Source organism: Streptomyces sp. ALB3, from assembly GCF_044385685.1.
Taxonomy (GTDB): Bacteria; Actinomycetota; Actinomycetes; order Streptomycetales; family Streptomycetaceae; genus Streptomyces.
Window position 1 is genome coordinate 252100 of sequence record NZ_JBISCE010000026.1, and the last position, 26691, is coordinate 278790.

Here is a 26691-nt window from a genome sequence, read left to right on the forward strand (position 1 = left end):
TGTGCGGCCCGCAGAGGGCCGGGCACCGGCCGACAGTCGCGGGCGGGTATCTGTCGGCCGGCGCCCGGCCGTGTCCGGGGAGCGGGGCGGACGTCGCAGGAATCAGCGGCGGACGCCGAAGTCCACGCGGTCGGCGAGACCGGCGGCGGCGAACGCGGCGACGAGTTCGTCGTGGCCCTCGGTGAAGTGGGCCCAGCTGTCGTAGTGGACGGGAACCACCCGGTCGGCGTCGAGGATCTTCGCGGCCTGGGCGGCCTGGGCGCTGTCCAGGACGATCACCTCGCCGTCGAAGACGTCCGTGAAGCGGGGCGCTCCGGCGAAGAGGAGGGCCGTGTCGACCGGGGCGAAGCGCTCGGCGATCGACTTGACCGCGTCGAGAGAGGCGTTGTCTCCGCTGACGTAGACGGTGGGCAGGCCCTCGCCGGTCAGGACGAACCCGACCACCTCGCCGCATATCGGCTCAACTTCCTCGCGTGGGCCGGGGCCGTGGATGGCGGGTACGCCGGTCACGGTGACGGCGCCGGGCCCACCGTCCCGGCGTGCGAGCTCGACCGACTGCCAGTCGGCGAGGCCGGTGGCCGCCTCCCCGAGACGCTTCCCTCCGCCGGGGGTGGTGAGCGTCAGCGGGACGTCGGCGAGCAGGGCCCGGCCGGAGATGTCGAGGTTGTCGGCGTGCTCATCGTGCGAGAGCAGGACCACGTCGACCCGGCCGAGATCGGCCGGACTGCCGTCAGCCGCCGCCGTCTTGGTCAGCATGACGGCAGGTGCCTGGTGGTCGCCGGGACCGTCGAAGGTCGGGTCGGTGACGAAGCGCAGGCCGCCGTACTCGAAGAGGGCGGTCGGGCCGCCGAAGACCCGGACGGGGAACGACGCGGACTGCGGGGTCGGGGAAGACATGAAGGGAAGTTCCTCACGGATAGACATCACATTAACCGTGAGCCGACTGTACGCACGCCTCACGGATGAATGCAACCCGTACCATGAGAGGTATGGACGAGTTCGTGAGGCAGGAGGCCGCCCCGCCGTCGGCGCCGGGCGAGGCGGAGCACCCTTCCCTGGCGCTGGCCAACAGCGCCGTCACGGTGCCCGGCGGACATACGACCGATCTCCTGGGGACCCCGGCGCAGGCCGAGCAGTGGCTGGCTCGGCGCGACCTCGCCCCTGACGGCGCCGGCCTGGCGGAGGTGTGCGCGACGCAACTGCGCTCTTTGCGTGAACAGGTCAGGTCGCTGCTGGCCTCCCGTGTCGCCGGGCAGCCGGCCCTGCCCGCCGCCGTCGCTGCGGTCAACGACGCGATGACCCGCGTCCCCACGGCGTCCCTTCTCCGGTGGGACGAGAAGACCGGGCCCCATCGCGTCACACCCCACCCCACCACCGCGATCGTCGAGCACGCCCTCGCGGCCATCGCCGCCGACGCCGCAGACCTGCTCACCTCCCCCGACGCCGCCCGCCTCACCGCCTGCGCCTCCCCACCCTGCAACCGCTTCCTGCTCAAGCACGGCCGCCGCCAGTGGTGCTCCACCCGCTGCGGCGACCGCGCCCGCGCCGCCCGCGCCTACGCCCGCCGGACCACGATGGACGACGCCACGTGAGCGGCCCGGCAGGTCACTGCGGACCGAACGGCACCGAACACGTGACACCGGACATGGCACCGCGCCGTCGACACGAGGACCGATGCGCGGGCCGTACGGGCCATGTGCGGATCGGTCGGAGCTCTGCGTGACGCGGTGTCCTTCGCTCAATTCACGCCGCTGAATACGCGGAGGGTGCGCTCCCCCGGCGTCGCACAGGCGTGACCGCGCTGCCTCCGGGTTCCTGATCTCCTGGGCGGAGGACGTCCGCGCCCCCGCCCCTGAACCCCCCGCTCACCTCGACGACCACGGGCGAGGTCGGTCATTGAGTGGTCGGTTCCCGAAGCCCTACGTGGCGGCGATGAGGAGGGTTTCGGCTGCGGTGGTGCGGGCGTAGAGGACGGAGCGGCCGACGCGGTGGGCACTGACCAGGCCCGCGTCGCGTAGTGCGGTGAGGCATTGGGACACGCCTCCGGGGGACAGGCCGGTGCGGTGAGCCAGTTGCGTGGTGGAGGCCGGATTCTCCAGTTCCTTCAGGAGCAGGGCTCGCGAGCGGCCGAGCACGGCGGAGAGGGTGTCGGCGCGGGCGGGCCGGATCTGCCAGAGCGAGCCGGCACCGCGCGCGGGATAGACGAGTTGCGGTGGATCCGGCAGCGTCGTCCGGGTGCGCACTCCCGGGCCGGTGAAGACCGAGGGGATCAGCAGCAGTCCCGAGCCTGCCGTCGTACGGGTCAGCGGCTGCTTCCGGCGGGACATCCGCAGCGCGTTGTCGTCCCAGCTGACGGACGTGTGCAGGTCGTTGAGGAGGTGACTCGCACCGTACTCCGCGACCATGCGCGCCCGGTACAGGATGTCCGCGTCCAGTACGGCCCTGATGCGCGCCCAGAAGGGGGCTAGCGCAAGCTCCCAGTACGCTTCGATCTCCTGCGTGACCTCGGCCAGGAGTGCCTGCGGATCGTCGTGCAGGGCGCGCAGCCGTGGGCCGAGGCTCCCCTGGTGGCGGGCCAGGTGTTCGAGGTCCCCGCGTACCCGGTCGGCGGGTGCCGTCCGGATCGCGTCCCACTCTGCCTCCGGGGCGGGGGCCGGCCCCCCGGGAGCCGGGTTGAGGAAGTCGGGCACATAGCCGGCGGTGGGCGGGATCAGCTCGCGGAGCCATCCTCGGTCCAGCCCGGCGGCCACCAGGCGGGGGCGCACCCGGTCGGCCCACGGCTGGTGGATCGGGTGCGCGGCGGCTGACCCCAGGAGCCGGAAGCTGGGCGCCACCTCCCACATCGGTGAGACGGCGAACCGCACCTGTGCCAGGTCACTCGCCGAGAACGCCAACGCCGCCAGACCGACCACTCCTCGGTGGATTCAGGCATGTGTGAATCAATGGCGGGCAAGCCTGCCGTGCGGACATCATCCCACCATGACCTCACAGACGATCACTGCGGCGGCCTCGGGCACCTGGAAACTCGGCTACCGCACGGTCCACCGGGTCGGTTTCGGCGCGATGCGGCTGCCTCAGTACGGCGCGGCCTTCACACCCGACGCCGTCCCCCCGTGACCGGGGCCAAGCCATCCGTGTGCTTCGCCGCGCGGTGGAGCTCGGGGTGAACCACATCGACACCGCCGCGTTCTACTTCTCGCCTCTCCGCTCGGCCAACGAGCTGATCAACCGCGCACTGACCCCCTACCCGGACGACCTTGTCATCACCACCAAGGTCGGGCCGGGCCGCGATCCCTCGGGCCGGTGGCTCGCGCATGCCGCTCCCGGACAACTACGCGGCCAGGTCGAGGAGAACCTGCGCCAGCTCGGCCGCGACCACCTCGACGTGGTGAACCTGCGCATCGTCGGGACCGACTCGATCGCCGAACGCTTCGGCGCACTCGCCGACCTGCGCACCGCCGGTCTCATCCGTCACCTGGGCCTGTCCAATGTCCACGCCCACCACCTCGCCGAGGCCCGGTCCATCGCACCGGTGGTCTGTGTCCAGAACATGTACGGCATCGGCGCACCCTCCGAGCAGAGGAAGCTCCTGGACGTCTGCGGTGAACAACGCATCGCTTTCGTGCCGTTCTACTCGATCGCCGGCACCGGACGCGAGGCCGGCGCGACCACCGACACCAGCCGGGAGGTGCGCACCGTCGCGCGCCCACGGCGTGAGCGCCGCCCAGGTCCGGCTCGCGTGGACCTTGCACCAGGGCCCCCACGTCCTGGCCATTCCCGGAACCGGCGATCCCGGTCACCTCGACCAGAACGTAGCGGCCGGCGCCCTGCGCCTGTCGGAGCGAGAACTTACCGCCCTGGACCCCCTCCACCCCGAGACGGCATGATCGAGACCCACCGCAGCGTGCTCCGGCCTCTGCTCATCAGCCCGTCCTCCTCCTGCTTCCGCCGCCCGCCGCCCGCTCCAGAGCCCTGACAGCCGCTGAGCGGCAGGCAGACCGCGCCATGTGCAGAGGGTCTTCAGCTGAGCATGTGACAGGGCAGGGGCACCCCAGCGCAGTACGAGTGGCCGCGTCGATGAGTCGGTGCAGTCGCTGGAGCGGAGGCGGACCGTGCTCAAGTGTGAGCGACACCGCAGTCATACTCGTGACGACCGACTGGTTCGAGCCGAGGTCGTCGGATCAGGGGATCAGGACGCAGTGGTTCTCGATGACCCTCCCGCTGCGGTCCAAGCCCCCGCAGACGGCCAGCCGTCCGGATCCAGGCACCCCCAGTTCGCGGTTGACGACGAACCGGTGGCTGTCGTCGTTGAGCCTCTGCTGCGCCCAACTGCCCGCGAAGCCACGGAGTGTCCCCGGCAGTCCGTCCCTGGTCCAGACAGTGATGTCCTGGACGTACCGGGTGCCCTGATAGGCGGTGGCCACGCAGATGTGAGTACCGCACGTGGACTTCACCGCAGCGCTGGCCGGTGTTGCGGTCACCAGCCCCGCGGCGAGGATCGCGGCGAGGCCGACCGCCGTCGCCGCCAGCCGTCGCCGCGCAGAGGATGCCGACCGAAACTCCTGACGCGTGGACATCATGAGACCTCCCTGATCGCCTGCATGCACCGAAAAACACCCGAAGCGACCACACTGTCACGTTCAGCTACCGATCGGGCCAGGAGTCCGGCGCCGACACCCCAATGAGTGACCGGACCGATGCCGCCCGGATCGAGGCGCTTGACGCAGACGAAGGGTTCTGTGTGCCGAGCACTCACCTGGCGCCTGTGCCTGCGCTCCTGACACCGGATGACATGGACGCCCGCTGCTCACCTTCGGCCTGCGACCGACGGGCAGGGCGGCCGTCACGCGGCGTCGCTCCTGCGGGCCCAGGCTGCCGCAGACCGATCATGACGCCGACGGCGACGAGCAGGGCACCGGCGACATCCGCGGGACCCGCCCCGCCGAGCCCGAGTGCGACTGTGGTGACGAGTGAACCGACCGGGACCAGGCCGGCGAAGAGTCCGGCACGCGCGGCGCCGAGTCGGCGCAGCGCGTCGTACCAGAGGAAGAAGGCAGTGGCTGTGACGAGTATCCCGAGGTAGCCGAAGGCGGCCGCTTCGGTGATGGTGGGCAGGCGAAGGGAGTTCGTACCGTCCAGGACGATGCTCGCGGCCAGCAGCATGGGCACGGCCAGCGCCGCGGGATAGGCGGCGACCCTCAGTGGGCCGAGCTTGGACAGAAGAGGGAGAGCGAGCAGCGAGAAGGCGACCTCTCCGGCGAGGGCTCCCAGCGACAGCAGCACACCGCGCAGGCTGCCGCCGCCCATCCCCGCGGCGACGGCAGCGCCCAGAGTCACGACCACCGCTGCGGCAACGGTGCGCGCCGCCGGCCGGCGGCGTTCCGTCAAGGGTCCGACGAGTGCGAGGACGATCGGGATCGCTCCGACCACCGTGCCGATCATGGCGGGGTTCGCGTGCCGTGTGGCTTCGACCAGAAAGACGTTGAAGCCCGCCAGGCCGGTCGCGGCCAGCGCCAGAAGGAGCAGCACGTCACGGGGAGTCAGTCCTGCGCGCGGTAAACGGCGGTGACGGACCACGGCGAGGAGGACAGCCGCGGCGAGCGCGTAGCGCAGGGCCTGACCACTGAGGACGGGGTAGTCGGAGATCGTCGCGGAGACGGCCGTCGAGGTACCGACGAGCAGCATCGCGGCCGCGGCACCCGCGGCCGGAGCAGTGGAGGAACTCATGCCGCGTACTCCCTCGGCCGGGGGGTGGTGCCCACGGGGTCGAGGACCTTACGGGTGACGCGTTCGGCGATGGCGGCGACCAGGGTGCGCGGTCGGCGTGGCAGCAGATGTGCGGCCAGGGCGTTGCCCGGTCCGGGGGTGACGTAGCCGCGGTCGCGGTCGAGCGCGCGCAGAGCGGCACGCACGACCGGCTCCGGCGTCGTCATCGAACCGTTGACGGCCGCCTTGCGGGTGCCGATGGCCTCGAAGAAGGGGGTGTCGACGGGACCGGGGCACAGAGTGAGCACGCGGATACCGCGCCTGCGGTACTCCTGGCGCAGAGCCAGCCCGAAGTTCAGCACGAAGCCTTTGGCCGCGCCGTAGACGGCGAAGTACGGAGAGGGCTGGAAGCCCGCGGTGGAGGCGACGTTGACGACTGCACCCGTGCCGCGCTCGAGCATGTCGGGCAGCAGTGCGTGAGTGAGGTCGACGAGCGCGACGACGTTCACCATCAGCTGGTCGTGGTCACGGGCCGCATCGATGTCCTCGAAGCGACCGCACGTGCCGAAGCCGGCATTGTTGACCAGCAGGTCGACGCTCAGGCCCCGGGCGGCGAGACGGTCCACGATCTGCCGAGCCGCGTCGGGCTCGGCGAGGTCCTGCACCAGAACATGCGCGCTGATGCCGTGCTGGGCGGCCAGGCGCTCGGCGAGGGTGGTGAGCCTGTTCTCCGAACGCGCCACCAGGATCAGATCGTGTCCACGAGCGGCGAGTTGTGCGGCGAACTCCGCCCCCAGTCCGGATGAGGCACCGGTGACAAGCGCTGTGCTGTGCATGGGGATCTCCTTGGCTCGACGAGGAACTAAGACAGAAGAGTACCTACATTCCATCTAACTGCAACAGTAATGACGCAGATACGCGCTGCTTGGCGCATCGATGTATCCTTTTTCGGTCCAGCAAATGAGCGGGAGGCGCCATGGGTGAGACAGCGGCACGGCCGTTGCGGGCGGACGCGGAGCGCAGTGTGCGAGCGATCCTGGAGGCAGCCGAACGCGTGCTCTCCACGGATCCGGGCGCGTCGATGGAGCAGATCGCGACTGCGGCGGGAGTGGCGAGGACAACCATCCACCGACGGTTCGCCCATCGGCAGGCACTGATCGACGCCCTGGCTTCTTCGGCCGCCCGCCGGCTCGTCCAAGCCGTGGAGGACGGCCGGCCGGACACCGCCCCTCCCATGGTGGCGCTGCACCGGATCACGGCCAACGTGCTCGAGGTGAAGGGCGCCTGGGCGTTCGCCCTGGAACTGCCGGCCGAGCCGGACAGTGAAGCAGCCGCCCTCCACGAGGACATCGGCCGACGTTGCATCACCGTGCTGGAACGGGCCCGGGCGGACCGGCTCATCGACGATGCGGCCGACCTCCTCTGGGTGCGGCGGGTGTACTACGCGCTCCTCGGGGAGTCCTTGCGCGGCAACCCGGACGATGAGGGCATCGACACCGACACCCTTGCCGTCCGCATCATCGACACGCTGCTCCGTGGGGCGGGTCCACGCTCCTGACCTCGCCGCAGACCGAGCGACCACCCCAGGACACCGGACCGCCACCCGGACCCGACAGCCGGCACCACCCCACCCCGCGCCGACCTGGACGACTCCTCCGCCACCGCACCGATGAGGCGGACCGGCTCGCCCGGACCGTCGGTCTCCAGCATGCCGGTCGGCGACCCCCGGGGGCCGCGCATCTCACCCCACGCAGGTGACAGCCGCGGTCCCCTCGCTCGAGTGTCGGCGTCGACAAGGACGAGGGGGTCGCCGCCTTCACCGGCCCGGCGGAGAAGTGCCCCGAGCCGCCTTCCGACACCTGCTCCTGGGCCGAGGCGGCGGCATGTCCCGGAGGGCGCCCGGGACCGATCCGCACCCGACCCGCCCGGCGGGTCCGGCTATTGGTCCTCGACATGCGGGCGGCCCAGGAGACACCGGGAAACCGCTACCCGGGCCCTTGCGTGACTGACTACTCTCACCTTCCTCTGACGAGCACTGATATGGGGAGCGCATGACGCAGCAGTTCACCGACCGCCAGGGCCGGGCCGTGGTGCTCGAGGAGATCACGGAGGACAACTGGCGTGATGTCGCCGACGTGGCGCCCACCGACGAGCAGCGCCGGTACGTGGCCGCCCTCGCGGCGCGCTATCTCCTGCTCTCCCAGCGTGGCGAGGTATGGACGTCCCTCGGTGTCCGCGCCGGTGACGACATCGTGGGCCACGTCATGTGGGCGTACGACGACGAGGACGGCACCCACTGGATCGGCGGCATGGTGGTGAGCGCGGGCGAGCAGGGCAAAGGAGTGGGCCACGCCACTCTGGGCAGCGTGATCGAGCGCCTGTCGGCGCTGCCGGAGTGCCGGGAGATCCGCCTCTCGTACCACCCGGACAATGCTTCCGCCGGCCGCCTCTACTCCTCGTCCGGCTTCCGGCCGACTGGGGACTTCGAGGACGAGGAGATCGTGGTGGCTCTGCCAGTCACCTAGCTATCAGGAGGCGACGGCTTCCTCGACCGTGGCGCGAACCTCCAGGAAGAAATCCACTCCACTGACCTCGAGGAGTCGCCGCAGTTGGGGCCCCGGCGCGACAAGCCGCAGGGTGGTGGTCCGGTGGGCGAGGATCAACAGGTTGAGGAACGAGGAATCCGCGAAGGTGACGTCAGAGGTGTCCAGGACCACCTTCGGGTGTTCCCTGGCCGCGGCACTCAGCGCGTCGGCCAGAGGAGCGATCGTGCCCATGTCGTACTCGCCATGCGCGACGACCACCCAGGCCTCGCCGCAGTCGTACTGCTCCACCACACCGTGCGCCGGTTCCGGCTCAAGCGTCACGGCAAGCCGTCGGGCACTCTGCTCGTCGGAACCCTTCGCACGACTTGGCGTGCCATCCTCGCACCACGACACCTCGGAAACTCCCTGCGTCTCGCACCTGCCAGCAAATACGCGAAAAGTATGTCACGCATCCGGGTTCCGGTGAGACCCTGCCTCTATAGAATGTGTCGCATGCTCGGAGCCTCCACATCTCATACCGGTTGGACCTTCATCACCAACCACGCACGCGTGCTGGCCGCCATCGCCGATGACCCGAACGTCCGCATCCGCGACATAGCCGCTCACTGCCGGCTCACCGAACGCGCCGTCCAGCGGATCATCTCGGACCTTGAGCAGGACGGTTACCTTTCCCACACCAGGGAAGGACGTACCAACACCTATCGCATCAAGGTGGACAAGCTGCTGCGGCATCCCGCAGAAGCCAACCTCTCCGTGGCATCCCTGCTCTCTCTCCTCGTGCAGGACGAAACCGACCGCGCCAGGAAACCCGCCGGCCAGTAGCGCCCCCGGGCACGTACATCCCCCACCTGGTGCACTGCAGCGTCGAGGGGCCGACGTGCTGGTGGGTCGGGGGGGGGGGGACGGCGCCCCGACGCGCTCGAAGTGCCGGAGAGGCGCGACCGTGGCCCGGAGCCGCACCCGTCATCGGCCGACGCGATCTTGTGAAGCGGGCTTCGGCGGTGTCATCACCGATCATCAGGTGCCGATGCGTGCCCGGCTGAGGTCAGGCACCGTCGGCCGCTTAGGCGGTGCGCGCCCCGCGATAGTGCCTTCGGTGCCGGTCGTGGAGGACAACTGCGTCGGGATGCGCTACGCCGTGGACAGTGAGGGCCCTCCCGGGTGCACGGCGAGTTCGGGGCGGGTCGGCTACCGGGGGCCGAGCCGTCACTGCCGCCCACCGAGCTTCCGGACGGCGGGCGCTGACGATTCGGCGCTCATTCCTCCGCAGAGGACGGCCCTTCGGATCGGGGCGCGCGTGTTCCTACATGTCGTGCCGGCGGCGCACCATCTCGGTGATCCAGGTGGGCGCGAACGGAGACGTGCAGCCCGGGGAAGTCGGGTAGTCCTTGAGCACCTCCAGACGCTTTCCGATGTCGATCGCTCGAGCACGGTGCTCGGTGTGCGTGATGCCGATCTGGGCCAGGCAGTGGTTCATCGCCCACTGCAGGCGGTCCGGGGCGTCCTTCATCTCCGTCTCGATGACGTCGAGCAGTCCGGGGAGGTCCAGACCCTCAGGCTTCTTCGTCACCCGTTCCGTGGTCAGCGCCCATCCGGCACTCGCGACCACCGGATCCGGATCGGCGGACCAGGCCACACGCAGTTCTTCGGTGTGCGTGCTCCTCTTCACCACGTAGTTCACGAGCCAGTCGTGCACCTTGGGTGCGCGCGCCTCGCGCAGCATGACGTCCAACTCGTGGCGCTCGAATGCCTTCGGTCGGCAGATCAGGATCGCCAGCAGTCGCGCCGCGGTGTCATCGGTCTCCCAGAGCCGGCACGCGAGTTCATGCTGCGTCTTCAGCCGCTTCGCGAGCGCGCGCAGCTTGCTGAGGTGCACGCCGTGATCGTCGCCGTGTTTCTCGTTCACCGCACGCGCCTTCGGCTCCTCGAGCGCTGACAGCTCGGCCATCACCTCGGCCACCGTCGTCTCGGCCACCATCGGCCTCCTGTCGTCACGTGAGGGACTCAGCCTACGACGGCGACCTGCCTTTCAGCTGGTGTCCGAACCCCCTGCTGAGGGTGGAGCAAGGTTCGAGAGCCGTGGTGCTCGGTCCGTCGCCGGCTGCCCGGGGTGGCGGCCCCGGCAACCGGTCGGCGCCGCGGTCGCCCTGCGTGCCGTCCTCCCTCGGACCACCCCGCTGGCCGCGGGTGGGAGCCGGCTGCTCGCGGAGTGGCTCGACCGCATCGCCGGAAACTGGTCCAACTCCTCGCCCGTCGGGGTCAGCACAGCGATCCGGCGCCGGTGACCGGCCGGCGTGTTCGCCTGACGAGCCTGCTGGCAACGGGGACGGGGCTGCATGAAGAGGCCGAGCGGCCAGGCCGTATGCTGCGGCGGGCGAGCAAGCGCTGCTCAGGCGTCGGGCCCGTCCGTGGCAGCCGAGTCGGCCCACTTGACGTCAGACGACCGACGCACGACCTGGAGGTCCACCGGTGATCACTCTGACCGCAGCCGGAGGAGTCGCCCTGGTCGAGCTGGGCATGGCGCTGACTCCGGGACCGAACATGATTCACCTCGCCTCCCGCGCCATCACTCAGGGCCGCAGGGCGGGCCTGGTCAGTCTTGGCGGGACCGCCGTGGGATTCGTGTGCTATCTCCTGGCAGCGGCTGCGGGCCTGTCTGCCTTGTTCGCCGCAGTGCCCGTGGCATTCACCGTGGTCAAGCTTGCCGGGGCCGCCTACCTCGCTTACCTCGCCTGGGGCATGCTCAAGCCCGGCGGCCGCTCTCCCTTCGACCCGGCCCAGGACCTGCCTCCGGTTTCCGACGCCCGCCTGTTCTCGATGGGGCTTCTGACCAACCTGCTCAACCCCAAGATCGCGCTGATGTACGCCGCCCTCCTGCCCCAGTTCCTGGACCCGCAGGCAGGACCGGCCTGGGCGCAGTTGCTGCAGCTCGGTGGTGTGCAGATCCTCGTAGGAATCTCCGTGAACGGCCTGATCATGCTGGGCGCGGCGCGGGTGTCGGGCTTCCTGACCGCCCGGCCCCGCGCCATGACCGCCCAGCGGCTCACGGCAGGTGGCCTGCTCGGTGTCTTCGCGCTGCGCACCGCTCTGTCCCGCACCGCCGTCCCCGCCCCTTGAGTCAGGCTGTCCGGACGCAGTCGTCCGCGCGACGACTTGCCTCTCTCCCCCAGTCGCCCTGGCCGGCCTCGTCCGACGTCGTGAGGTCGGGGGCGGCTGAGCGCTTGCCGCCCCGGCCGCGGGCTTGACGGCCCGAACTGGGCTCAGCACCCGACCGGGCCCACCCACGGGCTTTGTTCAGGGGCCGAAGGCTCTGAGAGTCACGTCGACAAGCGAGTCGGCGTACGCGGTGGTCAGTGGACCGCTACGGTGCAGCCACCGCTGGAAGAGCGGGGCGTAGAGCACTTCCAGGGCCAGGTCGAGGTCGGCGTCGGGGGCCAGCTGGCCCGCCTCCTGGGCACTGCGCAGGCGCGCCTTCTTGGCCTCTTCCAGCGGCTGGGCCAGCTTTTCGCGGTACTCGGCCGCCAGCGCGGCATCGTTGGCGATCTCGGTGTTGAGTGCGCGGATCAGCTTGTCGAAGGACGGGTCGGCGAACTCCTCCACCGTCGCTCGCATGACGAGCTTGAGGTCGGCCTCGAGATCGCCCGTGTCGGGCAAGGTGACCGACTGCCCGTCGGTATCCTCGCTCAGGGCCAGAAGAGCCGCGAAGATCACGGCGCTCTTCGACGGCCACCGGCGATAGATCGTCTGCTTGCCGACGCCGGCACGGGCCGCGATGGCCTCGACCGTGACCTTCTCGTACGCCTCCTCCGTGACCAGGGCGCGGGCGGCCTCGAGGATCGCCTGCCGGGACCGTTCCTTGCGCCGGGAGTGATCCGGCCCCTTCTCGTTGGACATGTGCCAAGACTACCCCGCCGCGAAACGAGACGATCCGTCTTGATGGCAGTAGGGAGATGCCCTACACTCGTAACGAACCGAGACGGACCGTTTTCTTTGCAGGAATGAGGCATCATGACGGACGCAAGAGTCTGGTTCATCACCGGAGCGTCCCGCGGCCTGGGCAAGGCGTTCGCCGAGGCCGCCCTGGCAACCGGCGACCGGGTGGTGGCTGCCGCCCGCAACGTCGGGCCGCTGGAGGAACTGAGCGAGAAGTACCCCGGCCACCTGGTGCCGCTTCCGCTGGATGTCACCGACCGGCAGGCGGTGTTCGACGGGGTGGAGCGGGCGGCAGCCGCGTTCGGCAGGCTGGACGTCGTCGTCAACAATGCCGGAGCCATGCTCTACGGCATGGTGGAGGAAGCCACGGAGGCGCAGATCCGGGCGCATATGGATGTGAACTTCTTCGGCGCCGTATGGGTCGCCCAGGCGGTCCTTCCCCACTTGCGCGCCCAGGGCGGGGGACGACTCCTCCAGGTCACTTCGATGGGCAGCGGCGGCGGCATGGCCACCGTCGGCTTCTACGGCGCGGGCAAGGCGGCGCTGGACTCGGTCAGCGAGGCACTGGCGATGGAGGTCGAACGGTTCGGCGTCAAGGTCACCATCGTGCAGATGGGCGGCTACAACACCGGCCTGTTCACCGTCGGCACGACGACCACCGAACCTCTGGCGCGGTATCAGCACCTGCGCGCCGAGATGGAGGCGATGTGGGGCGACGCCGTGGCCCCGGAGCCGGCAACCGCGGCCCCGGTCATCGTCCAGCTGGCCGAACTGCCGGACCCGCCCCGGCGGCTGATCGTCGGCAGCCAGTCCTTCGATCACGTCCTGGAGATGGACCAGGCCCAAGCCGGTCTGTACCGGTCCTGGGAGCACCTCAGCCGTGTCGCGCCGGGCTGACCGTGTCCACGCCGGTACCGGCTGAGGCTGCCTGGCTTGCCTGCGCGAGGTCGGCAGGCGGCACCGGACACTGCCGCGCCGGGGCTGATCCGCGGCCGGAGACCAGGGCGGACTGCACCCGGTCACCGATCGGCTCGTCCAGCTTTCGAGGTGGAAGCGGACCCGGCCCGGTCGGCCGCGCACGGGAGGCAGGGGCAGAGGTGTCCCCCGAGCCGCGTCGGCTCCGTCGGGGCGCGCGCGGCCCGGGTGTCGACGGCGCGGCCGTACAACTGTTCCGCGCCGTCCGGAGACCCGACTCGTGCGCGGCCTGATACCTGACAAACGTCATCTCTTTCTGTGCACAAGGTCGTTCTCAGGGAGGATGGATGGCCGGTGTGGCGCGCAGAGGATGGGGAGCTCTGCCACGCACACCCGATGAGTTGGGATCCGCCGATGCATCACACTCCCCCGAGTCCTCGCTCCGCCCACCGGAAGATGCGCCTGGCCGCCGTTGCGTCGGCGGTCCTGCTGTCACTCGCGGTCGGGGCTGTTCCGGCCGGGGCCACGGCTCCCCTGCCGGCCACCGACAGCGTGACTGCCGCCTCGGCCATGTCCGGCCTCGACCGGTCCGCGCTGCGCGCCTCGCTCCAGGCGTTCCACCAGGCGGGAATGTACGGGGCCTATTCGGCGGTCAGGGACGGCGCCGAGCACTGGCGCGGAGCGGTGGGCGTCGCCGACATGGACAGCGGGCGGGCGATGCGCCCGGACTACGAGCACCGGGTGGGCAGTATCACCAAGACCTTCACCTCGGTCGCCGTTCTCCAGCAGGTGGCCAGGGGCCGCGTGGATCTGGACGCACCCGTCGGCGACTACCTCCCGGAGTTGGTACCGGGCGAGCGGGGCCGGAAGGTGACGGTGCGGATGCTCCTCAACCACACGAGCGGTATCGCGGACTACATACTGCCCGCCTTCCCCGGACTGGCGACGGACCCGGGGAAGGCCCTGGACGAGGGCCGCTTCCGCAAGCTGGATCCCGAGGAACTGGTCCGGCTCGGGCTGGCGGCCGAGCCACCGGCGCCGCGTGGCACGCACTCGTACGCCAACACCAACTACCTGATCGCCGGTCTGCTCTTGGAGAAGGTCACGGGCCAGGACGCGGAGTCGTACATCACCAGGAACGTCATCCGTAAGGCCGGACTGCGCCATACGTACTTCCCGCGCTCCGCCCGCATATCAGGGCCGCACGCCAAGATGTACGAGTCGTTCTACGGAACCATAGAACCGGCACGCGACTACAGCGTCTACGACATGTCCTGGGCGGGCACGGCCGGTGCGCTGGTCTCCACGATGAACGACCTCAACGACTTCTACCGCCTGCTCCTGAGCGGGAGACTGCTGGGTGCGGCGGAGTTGCGGGAGATGAAGACGACGGTTCCCGCGTACGAGCCGGCTCCGGGGCAGGAGGTGGCGCTGCGGTACGGCCTCGGCCTGTACACCCTCAAGATGCCCAGCAGCGGCTGGTACTGGGGTCACGACGGCGGCGTGTTCGGGGCCGGGACCTGGGCGCTGTCCACGGAGGACGGACGCCGCCAGGCCGCGATCGGCTACAACCTGATGAAGTACGAACGGTTCGGCGAGGACGGCCGGCCGCTGCCGGACCCGATCGGTACCGCGTTGTTCGGCTACATGGACGGAGCACTGAGCGGCGCCCCCGTCGGCGAGGTCGACGCCACGTCGCCCGTGCCCCGACGACTGGTCGCGCCCGAGCAGTTGCGGTGAGTGCCAACCCTGGGCGGCAGCCGGTGACGGCGGGAGGCCGGTCGATCGGCCCCCGCTCCGGGTGGGTGCTCCTGCCGTTGTGCGTGTGAGCTCCATGATGCCCACCATGAGCGGGAAGGGGACGCCGACCGCGCTCTGCGTCCGGCCGGTCGGCGAGCGCCGTCCCCCCGTGAGCCCCGAGGCCACTGCTGTCGGGCCCGCGGGGCTCCCAGGAGTCACGGCTCCAGCCTGAGGAGGCGGGCGTCCGAGCACGTCGGCAACGACGACGCCCTGCTAGGCCGTGCGGCCGGCAGCGGAGGCGAAGCCCAGCCAGGTGTGACGGTTACCCCACCAGCACCAGCCGACCTTCGGGGCGTTGCGTCGCTCGCCACCGTCCCGTCCTGTGCCGTTGCTGATCCAGATCGCCGGGGTGCGGGCGTCCAGGGCTCCGCCGGTCTTCCGCAGCCGGGAGCCGATCGTCATGAAGCAGCGGTTGCGCTCGAGGACCGCCGGCTGCTGGAGCACCCATTGGATGCCCTCGGTGAGCAGGAGCGGAGTGCGGTCCTTCCCGGTGAGGGCGGGCAGGGCCTCGTCGGGACTCCAGTTCGCCATGTGGTCGCCGCGGTCGAGGCCGGTGACGAGGTAGAGCGGAGCGTCGGGCAGTTGGACGGAGCAGGGGGCGAACCGGTCGACGTCGGCCATGTCGGTCACGACGAATCCGGGCTTGCCGTCGCGGCGCAGCAGCGGGGTGAGTGCGGAGGCCGGGGCGCGGTCCGGGTGGACTGCGAGCAGGGTGTGGCCGTCTCCACGGCCGGCGCTCTCAGCGAAGTCGCGCAGCTCGTCGGCAGGGATTCGTGCGAGCTCGTGCACGCCGAGCGTGATCAGGCGTTCCGCTTGGGTGGCGAGCGGCGGCAGGGCGGACGCGGTGACGGTGGGCGAGGTGTCGGTCAAGGCGTGTCCTCGGTTCATGGTCCGGAGTGGTGGGCTCGAGGTGAACGAGACTGACCCACGGAGCGTTCCCGGCGCGGCCGCGCCCCAGCGGCTGACGTCCCGCCGCTGATGCCAGCCGATTGCGCTGTATCAGCAGTGGTCGGTGCCGGCCGCGGGTGCGGGGCCTCCGGCACCGTTCCGCGGGGTCGGGGCAGAGCGCTCTGGCGCGACAGCGCGAGCCCGGCCTGCGGACGCTCGCGAGGTCTGGCAGGCATGGCGGTCGGGGCCACGCGGACCACCCTCGCCCCATGGTCGCGCGGCGGGGCATGGCCGACCACTCGTGTCCGAGGTGGGTGAGAGGATGACGCGCGCGCGGGGTCAAGGCCGCCTGATCTGTGCGGCGGCCGCCTCCAGTTCCGCGATCGATCCCGACATGACCGTCCGTACGTGCTGGGTCAAATGCTGGACGGGCCAGTCCCACCACGCCACGGCGAGGAGGCGAGCGACGTCTTCGGCGCTGTAGCGGGTGCGGATGAGCCGGGCGGGGTTGCCACCGACGATGCTGTAGTCGGTTACGTCCCCGGTGACCACGGCGCCGGAGGCGATGATCGCGCCGTGACCGATGCGCACGCCCGGCATGACCGTGGCACCGTGACCGAACCACACGTCGTTGCCGACGACGGTGTCCCCCCTGCCGGGCAGATCGGTGATGAGGTCGAAGTGCTCGGCCCACGAGCCGCCCATGGTGGGGAACGGGAACGTGGACGGGCCGTCCATACGGTGGTTGGCACCGTTCATGATGAAGCGAGTGCCTGTGCCGAGTGCGCAGTACTTCCCGATGACGAGGCGCTCGGGCCCGTAGTGGTAGAGGACGTTCCGCGTCTCGAACGCGGTCGGATCGTCCGGATCGTCGTAGTAGGAGTAGTCACCGACGTCGATCAGCGGTGACGTCACCAGTGGTTTGAGCAGGACGACGCGCGGGTGCTCGGGCATCGGGTGGAGCACGGTGGGGTCGGCGGGAGCGGGCGGCATCGTGAAGGCGGTTCCTCTCGGAGTACGTCCTATTGCAACATGTGTCGCGTTAAGATGCTGGCATACACCTGCCACGCTGACCACCCGATAGGGATCCCTGATGACAGACCCGTCGGCCACGACCTCGGAGCGCCGTCCGGGCGGCCGCTCCGCCCGCATCCGCGCCCAGGTGCTCGAGGCGGTGCGAGCCGAGCTCACCGAGAGCGGTCACGAAGGGCTCACGATGGAAGGTGTCGCGGCGCGCGCGGGAGTGCACCGCACGACGGTCTACCGGCGCTGGCGCGACGTGGGCGGTCTGCTCGTCGACGTCGTCGATGCCGCCGGTGAGATCGACTGGCAGCCGCCGGACACCGGCACCCTGCGTGGCGACCTGACGGCCCTCAACCAGCAGATCCAGGACTCCCTGGTCGTGCGGCCGTCGTTCGCCGTCGCACTGATGGCCGCCTCGTTCCACTCCGCGCAGGCCGCGCAGGCGCAGAAGAGGCTCTGGGCGGACCAGTACGCCCAGTGTGAGGTCCTCGTCGACCGTGCGGTCGAGCGGGGCGAACTCCCCTCGCGGCACACGGACGCCCGAAGTCTGCTGATCGCTGCGACGTCGCCGCTCTACCACCAGTTGGTACTCCTGCGCGACGATCCCGACCCGCAGCTCCCGGAACGGGCCGCGGCGACCACAGTCCTGGCGGCTGCCGCAGGGGCGTTCTCCGTCCGCCGGGACGAGAAGACGTGATCGAGGGATCCGGTGCGCGACCACCCGGTCCGGGGTCCTGGCCGACTCCCGCGTCCGAGCGGGCGGGAGTAGCCGGACCGGTGAGGGCTGCGCCGCAACCTACGCCTGCCGGGCGGCAGTATGGTCGCATGACGACAAGGCCGACGATCACCCTGGTCCACGGAGACATCACCGAACAGCACGCCGACGTCCTGGTCAACGCAGCCAACTCCTCGCTCCTGGGCGGTGGCGGGGTGGACGGCGCGATCCATCGGCGTGGCGGGCCCCTGATCCTCGCCGCCTGCCGCGACCTGCGGGCCTCACACCACGGCAAAGGGCTGCCGACCGGGCAGGCGGTGGCGACGACGGCCGGCCGGCTGCACGCGGAGCATGTCGTCCACACGGTCGGTCCGGTCTGGTCGCGCACGGAGGACCGTTCCGCGTTGCTGGCCTCCTGCTACCGCGAGTCCCTGCGCGTGGCGTCGGACTTGGGTGCCCGGACGGTCGCGTTCCCCGCGATCTCGACGGGCGTCTACGGCTGGCCACTCGACGACGGAGCCCGGATCGCCGTACGTACGGTCCGCGAGGAGGCGCGCCCCCCGGTCACCGAGGTCCGGTTCGTGCTCTTCGACGAGGAGGCGTACGCCTGCTTCCGCGAGGCGCTGGCGGCGTGAAGAGGGGCCCTGGACACCCGCGAGCCGCGCACCGGTCCCGGGCAGGGTGCCGCCTCCGTGACGCCCGGCATCTGAGCTGCTGCCGGGCGGCGGGGCTCACTTCAGGGTGCCGTCCAGCACCGCTCTGCCGAGCCGGGTTCTGTGGTGGAGCACCCGCACTCCCTGGCGCTGGGAGAGGAGCAGGCCGGCCTCCCGCAGCACGGTGGCGTGCCGACTGGCCGTCGAGGGTGCGAGCCGCAGCGCCGCCGCGATGTCCATCGTGCTCATGGGGCGGTCCAGCATGCGCAGCAGTTCGGCGCGCGAGGCACCGATGAGCTGCGCCGCCGGCGCGTCCCCGCCGTGGCGCCGGCGTTCGAGCCAGCCGGGCGCGGGCGAGAGCGGATGGACGAGGACCGGAGGCAGTTCCTCGTCGACCAGGGCGAGCGGAGCGCGCACGCAGAAGAACGCCGGGACGAGTGTCAGCGTCCTTCCTCGCAGCGCGAGTTCGCGGTCCAGGGGGTAGGGGGCACACAGCCTCCGGTCTCGGTAGCGCCATCCGGGCAGGCAGTCGTACCCGGTCAGCAGGCCCTCGGCACCGTGGGTGAGGACGGCCTCCGCGCGCACGGCCCGGTCGGCCGCCGCCTGGGCGCGAAGTGCGGACAGGTAGGGCTCGACAGCCACCCGGTAGTAGGCGCGCAGGGCCGAACCCAGGCGGCGCAGCGCCTTCGGGCAGCCGTCGGCGAGCGGGCGCACACTCGCCGGGACGGCACGGCCGGTGTGGAGGTGCAGCCGGGTGAGTTCGGAGCGCAGGCGGTGCCGCGGAGTGGCCAGCAGCCGGTCCAGTCCGGCTTCGAGATCGGCGTCCCCACGGCCTGGCGTCAGGAAGTCGGGGAAGTAGGAGCCGTCCGGGCACAGTCGCGTCAGGGCACGCGTCATCGCTACGAGACCGGCCCGCCGCAGTGCCGCTCCCACCTCCCGGCGCCAGGCGCAGAACGCGAGTGGTACCTGGCGGTTCTGGAGCAGGTGCAGACTCAGCGCGGTCTCCCAGAGCGGATCCACGCCGGATGCCACACGCAGACGGGCCAGCTCGTGGCTCGTGAATTCCACCAGTAGCACAGCGCACCCCCGGGAATCACAGGCGCTCGCCGGCACCCGTCCACCGGAACTCTACGCGCAGCAGGCAGTTGACGCATTCATGCCATCATCTGCACGCCTGCTTCGGCGGCTCGTGGTGGACCGGCGGACACCCGCCCGCAGGCCACCACGAGCCGTCGGCACAGCTCAGCAGAGCGGGACGCCGGGCAGCACCGCGTCCGGGTGGTCGATGTAGATGTTGCTGATGAAACCACCTTGATCGCGGAGCTTGCTCCACCAGTTGTTCGTGTAGCCCTCGGCGTTGACCGTGTCCCCCTGCTTCTGGCACAGCACCCGCACGGCTGTCGGACCGCCGAGGGTGGTGACGACGGGCGCGCTGACACGGGCGTCGGCACGGACGTTGACTCCGCTGCCCCAGGTGGTGAACGGAGAGCCGCTTCCGCCGCAGCCGTTGTCACTGGTGAGGTACGCCTGGTGGTAACTGCCGGGGTAGGACAGGCCGACGCCGTTGATGACGATGTTCTGGCCCACACCGTTGTACAGCTGCTCGTAGTGGATGTGTGCCCCGGAGGAGTTCCCTGTGCTGCCGGTGACGCCGATCTGCTGCCCCTGGGCGACCGACGCGCCGCTCGCGACGGAGTACGCCGCGAGGTGGAAGTAGTACGTCTTCCAGCCGCCGCCGTGGTCGATGGCTATGTAGTTGCCGGCCCCGGTCGGCTGGGAGTACCGGGTGGCCGTGCCGGCGGCCGAGGCGAGGACCGGAGTGCCGGCCGTCGCACCGCCGTCGGAGCGCACGAAGTCCAGAGCACGGCGTACCTCCGCCGAATGGTGGCTGTACGTCCATTGCTGCCCGCAGGGGTAGGGCGCCTTGAAGGCGGGCCCGGCCGTCGGACCGGTCTCCCCGGCCTGCGCCGGGGTGACCAGTCCGGCCAGCGCCAGAAGGGCTCCGGCGATCAGGGCCGGAAGACGTCTGTGAAACCTCACGGTTGCTCCTAGAGGGGGGAAGCGACCCGGACGGAACACCGGGCCGAGGCACGGTGAGACGTCGGGAACGTATCCGCGGCGTGTACCCCTGGACAAGCAGGCGACGGCCTCCTTCGCCCAGGAACGAATGGCTTGCGCGAGGTTCCTGCCCGTCATCACTCTGGCGTCCACGCGCCCCAGCCCCACACCTGGCCGTCCGGCCGCGTGCTTCCGTGTCCGAAGGAGCCCCCCTCGATGCCTTCGCTCCGTCCCACCCGTAGACGGCCGCTGCCCGGTACCTCTCTTCGACGGCGGTTGATCCGCCGCTCGCGTCACAGCCCGCGGCCCCTTCCGGCCCGTCGCGAGCGTCTGTGCGTGACCGCTCTCACTGCGGCGGGGCTGCTGATGTCCCTGTGCACCGGTTTCGCGGAGGCCCGTTCCACGTCCCCGGCATCAGCCATGAGGGCCGACCCGTCCACCGCCCGCTCCGTGGCCCTCCGACACACCGGGGACCCGGAACCGGGCGTCGTGCCGGAGACCCCGACCCGGAGCAGGGAGACCCGCACCCCCGTGGACATCCCTGCTGACGTCACCGCCGGCATCGCCGTGTTCGACCGGCTCACCGGCGACTTCACCGAGCTCCACCAGGCGGACCGCCCGTTCCGCGCCGCGTCGGTGGTCAAACTGCTGCTCGCCCTGGACTTCCTGTGGAGCCGCGGGCCCTCCTACGAAGTACCGCAGGCGGACCGGGTCCGGATCGGGGCGATGCTGAGCAGCAGCGACGACGCCGCGGCGAGCCACTACTGGGCAACCGGTGGTGGCAGTGCCATGATCACCCGCATGGTGTCCCGTCTGGGTCTCACCGGCACGGCCCCGCCGCCGGCTGCTCACCCCGGTCACTGGGGCTACTCGGCGACCACCGCCGCGGACACCGTCCGGGTCTACCGCTATCTGCTCGACGAAGCGGCACCGCCGGTCCGGGACCTGGTCCTGGGGTCGCTGCGCCGGTCCACTCGCTGCGCCGCCGACGGCTTCGACCAGTACTTCGGTCTCCCATCCGCGTTCGAGGCACCGGGGACGGTCAAGCAGGGCTGGTCGGGATTCACTTCCGGAGGCTGTGCCGGTTCCGCAGTGAGCCCGGCGCACACTTCTGGCGGCGCAGCGCGGACAGGCCCGGGGCATGCCGGCCTTGCGGACGGCACCCTGCTCGATCTGACGTCCGACGCACTGCACACCACGGGCACCGTCGGTCCCGACGACCGGGCCGTGGTCGCCGTCCTCACCCTGCATCCGGACGGCACGCCGTACGGGACGGCCTACAGCAGGATCACGACACTGACCGGTTCCCTCGACGTGCCCGGAGCCGTCAGCCCGTCCGGCACCCGGTTCGCGACCTGGGGCAGCGGCGTCCGTGTCCGCGCCGCCGCGACCACCTCCGCCGCCGCGCTCACCACCCTGCCCGCCGGTGTGCACGTTCTCGTCGGGTGCCAGCAGCAGGGCGGAATCGTGTCGGTTCCGCCCTACGTCAACGACTGGTGGGCCTATCTGCCGCAGTACGGCGGATGGATCACCAACGTCTACATCAACTCACCCGGCAACACCCTCCCGAACGTTCCGCGATGCCCGTAAGGCCTTCCCAGCCCCCACCGAGAAGGAGACGCCCCCGTGCGCAGCAATCAGCGACCGGACGTCCATGCAGCCCCTGCCACCGGCCGACGCGGTCAGGCGGCCACCGTGTCCCTGCTGGCCTTCGCCGCTCTCTCACTCGCCTCGGGCCCGGCCGACGCCGGCGGGACCGCGCCCGACGACGTGCCGCCCCGGAGCGTCAGCTGGCGGGCGGACCTGTCCTCGCCCACCGGGGACGAGATCAACGTGAGCCGTGCCGACGGCACGTTGCGCCTACGGGACCTCGGTCTGCGCCCCGCCTCCTCCCGTTCCACCCGGGGGCAGGGCATGGTCGTCCTTCCCGTGCGTGATCTCGGGCGCGCCGTCGACACGGTCAGCCGGGACCTCGAAGCAACAACGCCCACTGGATCCCAGGTCGTGGTCGACGTACGGGGGCAGGACGGACTGGGTCGCTGGACCGAGTGGCGCGAAGCGCGCGGTGGCGCGCCCGCCCGGCTGCCCAGGGCCGTCATCCGCGTGCAGGCCCGGCTCACCCTGATCTCCGGGCCGAGCGGCAGGGCGCCGACGGTCGAATCCCTGCGTCTGCGTGCCGAACTCGGCGACGCACCCCGGTCCGTCGCCGCCGAGCCCTTCACAGCCCGCGTCTACGCCACCCGCGAGGGGCTGGTCGGCGGCACCACCGCGAACGGGCACGTGATCGTCCCCAGTGATCATTTCGTGGCGCTCCCCTCCCGGCGCGGCCTCTCCCCCAAGGGAAGCGGGCAGTACTCGGTCCGCGTCTGCGGTCCTGCACGTTGCGAGACCGCCCCGGTATGGGACGTCGGCCCGTGGAACACCCATGACGACCACTGGAACCCCTCCTCGGTGCGCGAGACCTTCAAGGACCTGCCGCATGGCAGGCCCGAGGCGCAGGCCGCCTACGAGGACGGCTACAACGGCGGGCGGGACGAATCCGGCCGCCAGGTGCTCAATCCCGCCGGGATCGACCTCGCCGACGGCACCTTCTACAACGTCGGCCTCGACGACAACGGCTGGGTCACCGTCACGTACCTGTGGACCGGAGACGGCGCCGCGGCGAAGTCATTCCCCACCTGGGGCACCTCGGTCAACATTCGTCGGCAGCCCACCAGTACGTCCTCCCAGGTGGCCCAGCTCCCCGGTCCCACGACGGTGCGAGTGCAGTGCCAGGTGCACGGCCAGCTCGTCCAGGCCGACGGCCACAGCAACGACGCCTGGTCCTACCTGCCGGACTACGGCGGCTACCTCTCCAACATCTTCATCGACGTCGCCGACAGCTGGCTCCCCGGCGTCCCTGACTGCTGAACGACACAGCTGGCCCCGGAGGTCGTCGGTCGCACACACTTCGCAGCGGCCGACGACGAGGCGGCGTCAGCGTAGTTGGTCACCCACGACGGGTACCGGTCCACTTCATAGCAGCCGGACGGTCTATGCCCTCACCACCATGGACGATCAGCACACCTTCGGCCGGGTACGCGGAACCTGAAATCGTCAGGGCCAGCGCTGCGGCGGCCGCGAACGCCCCCAGGGCGTCGTTTCACGCGCGTCGTTCCTTTCCGATGCCGCGAGCCGCTTGGGCGCGGCCCGCCGTCATCACTCGACGTGTCGATGGCTCGACGTCCGGTGAACATCGCGCCTCGCCATTCAGCGCCCTGGGGCCGTGGTTGGCGGCTTTCGGCCTGACCCTTCGGGTTCGGAAGGCCGACAATGGCAGGCCCATGCCATAGGAGGCCACCGTGAGCCGCACGCGTCGTGAGAGACCACTTCGAACCGTCGTCCGGGCCGTCGTCGTACTGGTCCTGCTGTTCGCCGGGTCCGCCACCATGGGAACGGCCGCCCACGCCGGAGAACGCACGGGTCAGCGGGCGGCCGTCGCGGTACGCGGGGGTGACAGCCTCTACAGCGCAGGCACCCGCTGCACCGTGGGCTTCAACGCCCGTTCCGGGTCCACGCTGTACGCACTCGTATCGGGCCGGTGCGCCCAGGGCGCCCGTACCTGGTATGCCGACGCCGCCCTGACCGTAGCTGTGGGCGTCACCGCAGGAGTCAGTTTTCCGGGCAACGACTACGCGAGCGTGCGCTACACCAACACGTCGATCGCCTACCCCGGCGAGGTGTCACTGGGCCCGGACACCGGCACCCGCGACATCACTCACGCGGCGAATCCCGTCGTCGGCCAGTCGGTCTGCCACGTCGGACGGGTCACCGGCTACCACTGCGGGACCGTCCAGGCCGTGAACGTCACCATCAACTACGGCGGGGGCGCCGTGTACGGACTGTTCCGGTCCACCATCTGCTCCGAGCCCGGAGACGCCGGTGGCCCGGCCTTCTCGGGTGGCACGGCCCTCGGCATCATCGTCGGCAGCAGCGGGAACTGCAGCTCGGGAGGTCATACCTACTACCAGCCGGTGACCGAGTTGTTGTCGGCGTACGGCCTGAGCGTCTACTGAGACGGCCGCCCCGGTCAGGCACGCCACGAACGTCCGACCGGGCGGCGCAGCGGCTGCCGGGTGCGCCGGCATCGATGACGCCGACACCTCGTGGGGCTCGTGGGGCTCGTGGTCGCCACGGTGGACGCGGATCGCGGAGGGCCGGCCTCCTCCGGTTGACCGACGGCGCCGTCCCGGTGACGTCCCGGGCCCCGGTGGCGGTGCTGCTACGGGCCATCAGGTGTGTGCGACACCGCTCGCCGGGACATGCTTCTGTCGAAGTGCGTTGCCCGGTCACAGACTTGGCGTGCGTGCGGTGTACGACGCCGACCGCATCGTCTCAGGGAAGGTGGCTTCACATGCTCGCCGTCCGTCGTGCGTTCACCCGCCTGCGCAAGGTCTTCGCCGCCCATCCGCCCGTCCCCGTTCCACCGCGGGATCCGGCCCGGCCGCGGCACAACGTCTTCGAAGCAGCCGCGGCTTTCGTGACCGCGAGTGCCGAGGACGACGCGGACCGCCTCGACGAGGCGGCGGGCTGGGTCGCGCCCGACGCCTTGGCCTTCGGTATCAACGAGCTCGCCTGCCGAGCGGTGATCGCGCTGGCCAGGGAGCGCGACGAGCCCGTGGAGGCCGTGGCACGCGGTCTCCTCGGCTTGCCCCGATCGGAACCGTCCCGGCCCGTGTGACGGCACCCAGGCCTTCCGCACCTCGACGCGCCGGCGGTCCCGGCGTGGTCCGGGCCGGTGACGGAGTGTCGCAGCAACTGAACACCGACATGGACGGCCTCGCGCTCATGGTGGGACCGTCCGTGCCGGACGTACCCCCTTGATCGCGTGGGCAGGGGGCCCGTGCGCGGTGTGAAGCGGAAGAGCGCATGCGCGGGGCGAGTGGGACGGCCGCTGCTGTGGGCGTGGTGGTACTGACCACGGGATGCAGCAGCGCGAACGACGAGGGGCCCGGGAGGACGCACCCGGCTTCGTCCGCCGCTCCGGCGACAGAGGGTGAGGCTCTGGACGTGGCCGCGGCGACCAAGGAGGTCGCGGACGCGGCCACGACGGCGGGCTTCGCCGAAGAGCCTTCGGAGGACCTCCCGGCTTCCGCCAGAGGGTGCGCGGTCTCCTGGCAGGCTGACGTCAAGAAGGCCGCCGCCCCCCGGAGGTCCTACGACGAGGCGTTGGCGGCCCTGAAGGAGAACGGCTGGAAGAGGGAGCGGCAACTCAGGCGCTCGACGCCGAGCTGGTGCGCAGACAGTCGTGTGAGCGCGGTCGAGCAGATGTGTTGCAGGACGCGCCGGGAAGGCCCCGCCTTCACGTCCTCCGGAACCCGCCTCGAGGGAGCCGATCGGCCGAGCGATGAGTCGGGGCAACCGGAACGGTCTACCCATGGAGTGACCGGACCGGGCGACACACCGCTGAGGCGACGGAAGGTCGCCGCCAGGAGGACGGCACAGTGAACACACGAAGCAGCAGGGTGACCTGCGACCTCTCGGTCTCCGTCGACGGGTACTCCGCCGGGCTCCACCAGACCGAGCAGCGCCCGTTCGGCGACGACGCCGGTGACGGCTGGGGCAGCAGACTGCACGCCTGGATGTTCGAAACGCCGGAGCAGCGGCAGAGCGAACTCGACCGGCTCGCGACGACCGGCGCCTTCATCATGGGACGCAACATGTTCGGCCCCGTACGCGGCGGGTGGGACAGGCAGTGGAAGGGCTGGTGGGGAGACGATCCGCCCTACCACGCGCCGGTCTACGTCCTCACCCACCACCCGCGCGACCCACAACCGATGGAGGGCGGTACCACCTTCCACTTCGTCACCGACGGCATCGAATCGGCCCTGCGGCAGGCTCTCGAAGCGGCCGGGGACCGCAACGTGTCGATCCACGGGGGCGCGACCACCATCAACCAGTACCTCGCCGCACAGTTGATCGACGAGCTGCGGCTGCACATCGTTCCGTGCACGCTCGGGGCCGGCACTCGGTTGTTCGACGGTGTGCCGCCACTCAATCTCGAACAGGTGGAGTCGCGGGCAACGCACTCGGTCACTCACGTGACCTATCGCGTGCTGCCCTGAGAGAGGGGGATGGTGCCAGGCACCGCATCCCTACCGCCCGATCATCGGTAACTCGCTCACTCGTGCTCCGCGAGTCCGGGACCCGGGACCGTGCGGCGTTCATCAAGTTGTTCGCTTCGCCGGAGGTGGGCACCTACATCGGTGGCCCCCGGCCGCGCGACGAGCTCGAGCGCGCGGTGCCCGGGTGCCCGGGCGTCGCCCCGGCGTCTTCGTGATGGATCTCCCGGTGAAGCCGGGCATCACCGGGGCCGAGTGGTTCGAGGTGTACGGCGCCGAGCAGTGGTCCGGCGTGTTGTCCCCGGCCATGCCGTCCGGTTGAGGTCGTAGGCGGGCTGAGCGACGGACCCTCG

At 70.6% G+C, this 26691-nt stretch carries 26 protein-coding genes and 2 pseudogenes; 16 read left to right on the forward strand and 12 right to left on the reverse strand.

Annotated features, from left to right (window positions below; genetic code table 11):
* Window positions 1-102: 102 nt before the first annotated feature.
* Window positions 103-897, reverse strand: coding sequence for an MBL fold metallo-hydrolase (locus tag ACHFIV_RS13055; protein WP_398967194.1), 795 nt, complete (start codon window positions 895-897; stop codon window positions 103-105).
* An 83-nt stretch (window positions 898-980) separates the two neighbouring features.
* Between ACHFIV_RS13055 and ACHFIV_RS13060 the strand changes: the two genes are divergently transcribed.
* On the forward strand, window positions 981-1592 hold the full coding sequence (locus tag ACHFIV_RS13060; protein WP_398967196.1) for a CGNR zinc finger domain-containing protein: 612 nt from the start codon (window positions 981-983) through the stop codon (window positions 1590-1592).
* Window positions 1593-1919: 327 nt separating this feature from the next.
* Here ACHFIV_RS13060 and ACHFIV_RS13065 read toward each other — a convergent pair whose 3' ends face one another.
* Window positions 1920-2843, reverse strand: coding sequence for an ArsR/SmtB family transcription factor (locus ACHFIV_RS13065; RefSeq protein WP_398968192.1), 924 nt, complete (start codon window positions 2841-2843; stop codon window positions 1920-1922).
* A 136-nt stretch (window positions 2844-2979) separates the two neighbouring features.
* Here ACHFIV_RS13065 and ACHFIV_RS13070 point away from each other — a divergent pair.
* A pseudogene (locus tag ACHFIV_RS13070) lies at window positions 2980-3887 on the forward strand (aldo/keto reductase).
* 294 nt (window positions 3888-4181) lie between these two features.
* Here ACHFIV_RS13070 and ACHFIV_RS13075 read toward each other — a convergent pair.
* The 3 genes from ACHFIV_RS13075 to ACHFIV_RS13085 all read right to left on the reverse strand — a co-directional run bounded on the left by ACHFIV_RS13075 (window position 4182) and on the right by ACHFIV_RS13085 (window position 6542).
* The gene (locus ACHFIV_RS13075) at window positions 4182-4424 is read right to left on the reverse strand and encodes a hypothetical protein (RefSeq protein WP_398967197.1); all 243 of its coding nucleotides are present in this window, start codon (window positions 4422-4424) and stop codon (window positions 4182-4184) included.
* A gap of 328 nt (window positions 4425-4752) precedes the next feature.
* Window positions 4753-5727: an EamA family transporter gene (locus tag ACHFIV_RS13080; protein WP_398967200.1), complete on the reverse strand. Its 975-nt coding sequence runs from the start codon at window positions 5725-5727 to the stop codon at window positions 4753-4755.
* On the reverse strand, window positions 5724-6542 hold the full coding sequence (locus ACHFIV_RS13085) for an SDR family NAD(P)-dependent oxidoreductase (RefSeq protein ID WP_398967203.1): 819 nt from the start codon (window positions 6540-6542) through the stop codon (window positions 5724-5726). The genes ACHFIV_RS13080 and ACHFIV_RS13085 overlap by 4 nt, the downstream gene beginning before the upstream one ends.
* Window positions 6543-6682: 140 nt before the next feature.
* Here ACHFIV_RS13085 and ACHFIV_RS13090 point away from each other — a divergent pair, with 140 nt between their 5' ends.
* Entirely contained in the window at window positions 6683-7264 is a 582-nt protein-coding gene (locus ACHFIV_RS13090) for a TetR/AcrR family transcriptional regulator (protein WP_398967205.1), read from the forward strand.
* Window positions 7265-7757: 493 nt separating this feature from the next.
* Window positions 7758-8231 (forward strand): GNAT family N-acetyltransferase, encoded by a 474-nt coding sequence (locus ACHFIV_RS13095; protein WP_398967208.1) that lies wholly within the window; start codon window positions 7758-7760, stop codon window positions 8229-8231.
* 3 nt (window positions 8232-8234) lie between these two features.
* Here ACHFIV_RS13095 and ACHFIV_RS13100 read toward each other — a convergent pair whose 3' ends face one another.
* Window positions 8235-8573, reverse strand: coding sequence for an STAS domain-containing protein (locus tag ACHFIV_RS13100; RefSeq protein ID WP_398967211.1), 339 nt, complete (start codon window positions 8571-8573; stop codon window positions 8235-8237).
* 171 nt (window positions 8574-8744) lie between these two features.
* Between ACHFIV_RS13100 and ACHFIV_RS13105 the strand changes: the two genes are divergently transcribed.
* Entirely contained in the window at window positions 8745-9074 is a 330-nt protein-coding gene (locus ACHFIV_RS13105) for a helix-turn-helix transcriptional regulator (RefSeq protein ID WP_398967214.1), read from the forward strand.
* A 481-nt stretch (window positions 9075-9555) separates the two neighbouring features.
* On the opposite strand, the gene ACHFIV_RS13110 is transcribed toward ACHFIV_RS13105, so the two are convergent.
* On the reverse strand, window positions 9556-10230 hold the full coding sequence (locus ACHFIV_RS13110; protein ID WP_398967217.1) for a DNA alkylation repair protein: 675 nt from the start codon (window positions 10228-10230) through the stop codon (window positions 9556-9558).
* Window positions 10231-10721: 491 nt separating this feature from the next.
* On the opposite strand from ACHFIV_RS13110, the gene ACHFIV_RS13115 reads away from it, so the two are divergent.
* Window positions 10722-11369, forward strand: a complete 648-nt coding sequence (locus tag ACHFIV_RS13115) for a LysE family translocator (RefSeq protein ID WP_398967219.1) — start codon at window positions 10722-10724, stop codon at window positions 11367-11369.
* A gap of 177 nt (window positions 11370-11546) precedes the next feature.
* Here ACHFIV_RS13115 and ACHFIV_RS13120 read toward each other — a convergent pair whose 3' ends face one another.
* Window positions 11547-12146, reverse strand: coding sequence for a TetR/AcrR family transcriptional regulator (locus ACHFIV_RS13120; protein ID WP_398967222.1), 600 nt, complete (start codon window positions 12144-12146; stop codon window positions 11547-11549).
* Between the two features lie 114 nt (window positions 12147-12260).
* Here ACHFIV_RS13120 and ACHFIV_RS13125 point away from each other — a divergent pair, with 114 nt between their 5' ends.
* Both ACHFIV_RS13125 and ACHFIV_RS13130 read left to right on the forward strand, forming a co-directional pair.
* Window positions 12261-13082: an SDR family NAD(P)-dependent oxidoreductase gene (locus ACHFIV_RS13125; RefSeq protein ID WP_398967226.1), complete on the forward strand. Its 822-nt coding sequence runs from the start codon at window positions 12261-12263 to the stop codon at window positions 13080-13082.
* Between the two features lie 474 nt (window positions 13083-13556).
* The gene (locus tag ACHFIV_RS13130) at window positions 13557-14840 is read left to right on the forward strand and encodes a serine hydrolase domain-containing protein (protein WP_398968195.1); all 1284 of its coding nucleotides are present in this window, start codon (window positions 13557-13559) and stop codon (window positions 14838-14840) included.
* A 273-nt stretch (window positions 14841-15113) separates the two neighbouring features.
* Here ACHFIV_RS13130 and ACHFIV_RS13135 read toward each other — a convergent pair whose 3' ends face one another.
* Window positions 15114-15770, reverse strand: a complete 657-nt coding sequence (locus ACHFIV_RS13135; RefSeq protein ID WP_398967228.1) for a DUF5701 family protein — start codon at window positions 15768-15770, stop codon at window positions 15114-15116.
* A gap of 357 nt (window positions 15771-16127) precedes the next feature.
* Complete coding sequence (locus ACHFIV_RS13140) at window positions 16128-16781, reverse strand: CatB-related O-acetyltransferase (protein ID WP_398967231.1); 654 nt, start codon at window positions 16779-16781, stop codon at window positions 16128-16130.
* A gap of 100 nt (window positions 16782-16881) precedes the next feature.
* On the opposite strand from ACHFIV_RS13140, the gene ACHFIV_RS13145 reads away from it, so the two are divergent.
* Window positions 16882-17508, forward strand: coding sequence for a TetR/AcrR family transcriptional regulator (locus tag ACHFIV_RS13145; protein ID WP_398967233.1), 627 nt, complete (start codon window positions 16882-16884; stop codon window positions 17506-17508).
* A gap of 128 nt (window positions 17509-17636) precedes the next feature.
* Complete coding sequence (locus tag ACHFIV_RS13150) at window positions 17637-18161, forward strand: O-acetyl-ADP-ribose deacetylase (protein WP_398967236.1); 525 nt, start codon at window positions 17637-17639, stop codon at window positions 18159-18161.
* Window positions 18162-18257: 96 nt separating this feature from the next.
* Here ACHFIV_RS13150 and ACHFIV_RS13155 read toward each other — a convergent pair whose 3' ends face one another.
* Together ACHFIV_RS13155 and ACHFIV_RS13160 are read right to left on the reverse strand one after the other, a co-directional pair.
* Window positions 18258-19247, reverse strand: coding sequence for an ArsR/SmtB family transcription factor (locus ACHFIV_RS13155; protein WP_398967239.1), 990 nt, complete (start codon window positions 19245-19247; stop codon window positions 18258-18260).
* A 174-nt stretch (window positions 19248-19421) separates the two neighbouring features.
* On the reverse strand, window positions 19422-20219 hold the full coding sequence (locus ACHFIV_RS13160; protein WP_398967242.1) for a peptidoglycan DD-metalloendopeptidase family protein: 798 nt from the start codon (window positions 20217-20219) through the stop codon (window positions 19422-19424).
* A gap of 354 nt (window positions 20220-20573) precedes the next feature.
* On the opposite strand from ACHFIV_RS13160, the gene ACHFIV_RS13165 reads away from it, so the two are divergent.
* From ACHFIV_RS13165 to ACHFIV_RS13190, 6 genes and pseudogenes are all read left to right on the forward strand, one after another.
* Window positions 20574-21827 (forward strand): hypothetical protein, encoded by a 1254-nt coding sequence (locus ACHFIV_RS13165; RefSeq protein ID WP_398967244.1) that lies wholly within the window; start codon window positions 20574-20576, stop codon window positions 21825-21827.
* 36 nt (window positions 21828-21863) lie between these two features.
* The gene (locus ACHFIV_RS13170; RefSeq protein ID WP_398967247.1) at window positions 21864-23147 is read left to right on the forward strand and encodes a hypothetical protein; all 1284 of its coding nucleotides are present in this window, start codon (window positions 21864-21866) and stop codon (window positions 23145-23147) included.
* A gap of 431 nt (window positions 23148-23578) precedes the next feature.
* The gene (locus ACHFIV_RS13175) at window positions 23579-24292 is read left to right on the forward strand and encodes a S1 family peptidase (protein WP_398967249.1); all 714 of its coding nucleotides are present in this window, start codon (window positions 23579-23581) and stop codon (window positions 24290-24292) included.
* A 338-nt stretch (window positions 24293-24630) separates the two neighbouring features.
* Entirely contained in the window at window positions 24631-24957 is a 327-nt protein-coding gene (locus tag ACHFIV_RS13180) for a hypothetical protein (RefSeq protein ID WP_398967252.1), read from the forward strand.
* Window positions 24958-25720: 763 nt separating this feature from the next.
* On the forward strand, window positions 25721-26341 hold the full coding sequence (locus ACHFIV_RS13185) for a dihydrofolate reductase family protein (protein ID WP_398967253.1): 621 nt from the start codon (window positions 25721-25723) through the stop codon (window positions 26339-26341).
* Window positions 26342-26367: 26 nt separating this feature from the next.
* Window positions 26368-26564: pseudogene (locus ACHFIV_RS13190) on the forward strand (hypothetical protein); the annotation flags it as partial.
* Window positions 26565-26691 lie beyond the last annotated feature (127 nt).